General features: G+C 50.3%; 1 protein-coding gene. It reads right to left on the bottom strand.

Annotated features, from left to right (window positions below):
• Window positions 1-7: 7 nt before the first annotated feature.
• On the bottom strand, window positions 8-721 hold a 714-nt coding region (locus MLC70_RS18455; protein WP_248186014.1), incomplete at its 5' end, for a hypothetical protein.

The raw sequence follows: 721 nt of genomic DNA, 5'->3' as shown, positions 1-721 counted from the left end.
TTTTCGCTTAAATACCTTGAATATTGCTTTGTACTTGATAGCGGATGACCTGGTTGCCCGCTTCAATAACGTCAATGCGAGCTCCGCGATAACCGATGGTCTGACTCTCCGAGAGATCATATTTCAGGTCTGCAGAGAATGCCGGTCTGGCAAGGCTCCCCGAGAACTCACGGTATTTAAACGACAGCTCATCGCCAGAGCGTCCCAGATAAATCAACTCTTGCCGGAAGGTTTGGCCATAATCAGAGAATTTGTAACGCTTCGTACACTGATCGTCTGGTACATCAACGGCAAATAGGGCACTTGAGCCTCTAAGAATTGAGCCACTCAAAATGGTTCGACCGCCTATCGCGATGGCATTCTCGTCCTGCTGCTCACTTTGATCTCCCGATACCCAGTTTGTGATCAGCTTGCCGTCTCGATCGATCAGATTCAGATTGGAAACCTGCAGGGTACATCCAGAGTCTGTCGGGCCTGAAATAAGCTGAAAATTGGAGCCCGAGATGGAAATACCCTCGTTGAGAGATCGAATGTTGCCGTATCCATAGGCGGTACTCTTTCCCTCCTGAGATTCGTAGTTGATCTGGTAAAGGGCTCCTGGCAGGAAAAATCGGTAGCCACCCTGCTCGAATTCCAGGTCTTTGACTCTGAATCCGGGAGCTCCATATCCTCGGGTACGCTCCAACACCGATTCGCCAATCTCGGCGCTCACGACCTGTCC

The sequence above is a fragment of the Marinobacter goseongensis genome, from assembly GCF_023156235.1.
Taxonomy (GTDB): Bacteria; Pseudomonadota; Gammaproteobacteria; order Pseudomonadales; family Oleiphilaceae; genus Marinobacter; species Marinobacter goseongensis.
Note: the sequence above shows the minus strand (reverse complement) of the source record. Positions and strands in the feature narration are given on the sequence as shown.